Below are 2,401 nucleotides of genomic sequence, written 5' to 3'. Positions count from 1 at the left end.
GCAACATCGGCTCGGGAGGTCGAAACGCGTGGTTCTGAGGTGCCGATTCGTCTTTTTGCTACAGGAGTGTGCGAGGGTCTAGGGGTGGTGCAACACAAAACGCAGACCGTCGCCTACGTTCGGGTGAGCTCGATCGATCAGAACCTCGACCGGCAGCTCGAGGCGATCGGGGACGTCGATCGAGTGTTCGAGGAGAAGATTTCCGGCGGCGCACGCATCGATCGCTTTGCCCTGGCCGACTGCATCGGATACGTCCGCGACGGCGATGTCGTCCGGGTCGCATCCATGGACCGGCTCGCCCGCTCCCTCGGTGACCTGCGTGACATCGTCGACGAGATCACCGCCAAGGGCGCCTCGGTCGAGTTCGTCAAGGAACAGCAGACCTACAGCCGCGACACCGACGACGCGATCGGCCGACTCATGCTCAATCTCCTCGGCGCGTTCGCCGAGTTCGAACGCACCCTCATCCGCGAACGCCAACGCGAGGGAATCCGCATCGCCAAAGCGGCCGGGAAGTACAAGGGCCGTTCCCGGAAGCTCACTGACGACCAGATCACCGAAGCTCGCCGGCTCATCGGGACCGGTGTTCCGAAGACCACCGTCGCGCGCGGCCTCAACATCGATCGCACCACCCTCTATCGGATGCTCGCCACGCCCCGCACACCTGCTGCCACCGACGCAGCCGCAGGAGACGTCGCCAGCGTGTAGCGCCTGCTGCCCCCGGATTGGAGGCTTGATCGGACGATGTTTTCCCGTCGGCGTCAGACTTCGGCGGAGGAGAGCCCATCGACGACGAGATCGATGCGGTCCGCGCGACGCCCCGCGCGCAGCCGCCCGCCGCGGTCGAGGACGACCAGGCCGTGCAGAGCCGACCACAGGGTCTCGGTGAGGAGTTCGGACGCGTCGTCATCGGAGCTCGGCGCGAGGGCACCCCGCAGTTCGGCGAACGCGGCGGACAGTTCCGGCACGGAGTCGGAGCCGAAGGACAGCCGTGTGGTGCGGCTGAACATCGCGTCGTAGAGCGCGGGTGCGGCGGTCGCAAATGCGCAATAGCGGTGGGCGACGGCGCGCACCGCATCCCCCGAGGCGGCCGACTCCCGCGCCACGCGCAGGGCATCGGCCAGCTCGGTGAACCCCTCGAGTGCTACGGATTTGGTGATCTCGTCGAGCGAGGCGAAGTGTTTGTAGATGACGGGTTGGCTGTACTCGATCTCGGTCGAGAGACGCCGGGTCGTCACCGCTTCCCACCCCTCTTTCTCGGCGATGGCGCGAGCGGAGGAGGTGATGAGACGGCGGCGGTCGGCGCGCTCGCGCTCGCGCCGTTCGGCGATGGTCATACCGAATGTTAGCGCCGCTAGTGACGCGAGCGCCACTCTTGATTTGTCGGCGCCGAAGCGTTAGCGTTGCTAGTGGTTAGCATCGCTAGCCATTAGAGAGGATCGCATCATGGAGCACCGCGCACTCGTCGAGACCTACCTCGAGATGCTGAACGCGCACGACCCCGACCTTGTCGACCGCTTCCTCGCGGAGGATTACGTCAACCACAACGTCGTCGTCGCCGACGGCCGCGAGGCCAACCGCGCTTTCTGGGCCATGTTCTTCGCCGGGTTGCCGGACGTCACCGCGACGATGGAGGACATCATCGTGGCGGGAGACCGCGTCGTCGGCCGCTTCGTCTACCGGGGCACGCACCAGGGTGAGCTGATGGGGATCCCGGCCACCGGCGCGACGGTCGAGATGCGGAGCATCGACATCTGGCGCGTCGAGGACGGCCTGCTCGCAGAGCACTGGGACGAGCTCAATTTGATGGAGGTCTTCCAGCAGGTCGGCGTGCTGCCGCGCCTCGACGGCGGGGCGGCCCGCTCGTGACCGGTGCCGCGTGGGCCACCGGTCTCGTGACCCTCCTCGGGATCGGGGTCGTCTTCGGTACCGACGCCTTCTGCGCGCTCGTGATGCGGCCCGCGCTCGCCCGCGTGGACGAAGCGTCCCTCACGTCGGTGATGGGGAACGTGCACCGCTACGGCGACGTGCGGATGCCCGCGCCCGGGGTCGCTGGCCTCGTCGGATCCGCCGTCGTCGCCGTGCTCGCCGCTCTCGCCGACCGTGGCAGCGCCGCCGTGCTTGCGGGGATCGCCCTCGTTCTGTTGGTCGTGTGGCTCGTGCTCTACGCGCGGATCAGCGCGCCAATCAACCGCCGGCTGACCGCCGCCGCCGACCGAGGCGAGACGCCCGCCGACGCGCGGGCGCTGCAGGCCGGCTGGGACCGGATCATCGTGCTCCGCGCGGCCCTGCAGGGTGCCGCGCTCCTCGGCATCGCGGCCGCGCTCGTCCTGCTCTGACCACCCCACCGCCACCATCTCAAACAGCCCATTGCCATCACGACGCGGAGGATCCGCCAGGC

4 protein-coding genes are annotated in these 2,401 nt (G+C 68.0%); 3 read left to right on the top strand and 1 reads right to left on the bottom strand.

Annotation, left to right across the window (positions count from 1 at the left end; translation table 11 throughout):
* Nucleotides 1-84: 84 nt before the first annotated feature.
* Nucleotides 85-708, top strand: a complete 624-nt coding sequence (locus EDF51_RS19665) for a recombinase family protein (RefSeq protein WP_243837176.1) — start codon at nucleotides 85-87, stop codon at nucleotides 706-708.
* Between the two features lie 53 nt (nucleotides 709-761).
* Here the strand turns inward: EDF51_RS19665 and EDF51_RS19660 are convergent, their stop codons facing one another.
* Nucleotides 762-1,337 (bottom strand): TetR/AcrR family transcriptional regulator, encoded by a 576-nt coding sequence (locus EDF51_RS19660; protein WP_131847713.1) that lies wholly within the window; start codon nucleotides 1,335-1,337, stop codon nucleotides 762-764.
* Nucleotides 1,338-1,446: 109 nt separating this feature from the next.
* Here EDF51_RS19660 and EDF51_RS19655 point away from each other — a divergent pair, with 109 nt between their 5' ends.
* Nucleotides 1,447-1,869, top strand: a complete 423-nt coding sequence (locus EDF51_RS19655) for an ester cyclase (RefSeq protein ID WP_207896308.1) — start codon at nucleotides 1,447-1,449, stop codon at nucleotides 1,867-1,869.
* Nucleotides 1,866-2,339, top strand: a complete 474-nt coding sequence (locus EDF51_RS19650; RefSeq protein WP_243650182.1) for a DUF1772 domain-containing protein — start codon at nucleotides 1,866-1,868, stop codon at nucleotides 2,337-2,339. The genes EDF51_RS19655 and EDF51_RS19650 overlap by 4 nt, the downstream gene beginning before the upstream one ends.
* The last annotated feature ends 62 nt before the right edge of the window (nucleotides 2,340-2,401 follow it).

Origin of the sequence: Curtobacterium sp. PhB25 (assembly GCF_004365375.1) — a bacterium.
Taxonomy (GTDB): domain Bacteria; phylum Actinomycetota; class Actinomycetes; order Actinomycetales; family Microbacteriaceae; genus Curtobacterium.
This window is presented reverse-complemented; position numbering and strand designations above follow the sequence as displayed.

What these genes read in the sequence shown, in the direction of transcription:
- EDF51_RS19655 (WP_207896308.1), top strand. Translation starts at nt 1,447, where the DNA reads ATGGAGCACCGCGCACTCGTCGAGACCTACCTCGAGATGCTGAACGCG.
- EDF51_RS19660 (WP_131847713.1), bottom strand. Translation starts at nt 1,337, where the DNA reads ATGACCATCGCCGAACGGCGCGAGCGCGAGCGCGCCGACCGCCGCCGT.